We start from the raw sequence: 522 nt of genomic DNA, 5'->3' as shown, positions 1-522 counted from the left end.
CCCCCGCCCCGAGCCCCGCGGAGTCCGCCCCCACGAGCGCCGGCGGCGTGTAGTGCGTCCGCAGCGGCGGCTGATACGGCTCCCGGCCGGGCACCGCCCCGGGCCGAAACTCGTGCGAGGCGCGTTCCCCGATCAGCGCGCGGCGGCCGGCGCAGTACTCGGCCGACAGGAGAAACTCCAGCGGCACATCCGTGTCCCCGTAATACGCTTCCCGGTCCGCGAGCGCCAGCTTCTGGGCTTCCAGGATGGTGTGCGCCCCGAGCTCGGTGGACGGGTCGAGGTGCCGGTCATCGAATCCTTCGAGAATGGCAAGCGTCTGAAGCAGCGCCGGGCCTTGCCCCCACGGCCCGGTCTTGGCGATCGTGTGCCCGCGGAACTCCACGGTGGCGGCCGGCTCGTAGCCGGCTTCGAACCCGGCGAGATCCTCCAGAGCGAGGACACCCCGGTGGTCCGTGCCGGAGGAATGCCGGTGCGGCACCTGGACCGAGTCCACCATGGCCTTGGCCACGAAGCCTTCCCGCC

General features: G+C 72.2%; 1 protein-coding gene. It reads right to left on the bottom strand.

Annotation, left to right across the window (positions count from 1 at the left end; translation table 11 throughout):
* Nucleotides 1–522: gamma-glutamyltransferase (locus K789_RS0116700; protein ID WP_029705183.1), on the bottom strand; the 522-nt coding region annotated here is incomplete at both ends.

Origin of the sequence: Arthrobacter sp. TB 26 (assembly GCF_000427315.1) — a bacterium.
Taxonomy (GTDB): Bacteria; Actinomycetota; Actinomycetes; order Actinomycetales; family Micrococcaceae; genus Arthrobacter.
Note: the sequence above shows the minus strand (reverse complement) of the source record. Positions and strands in the feature narration are given on the sequence as shown.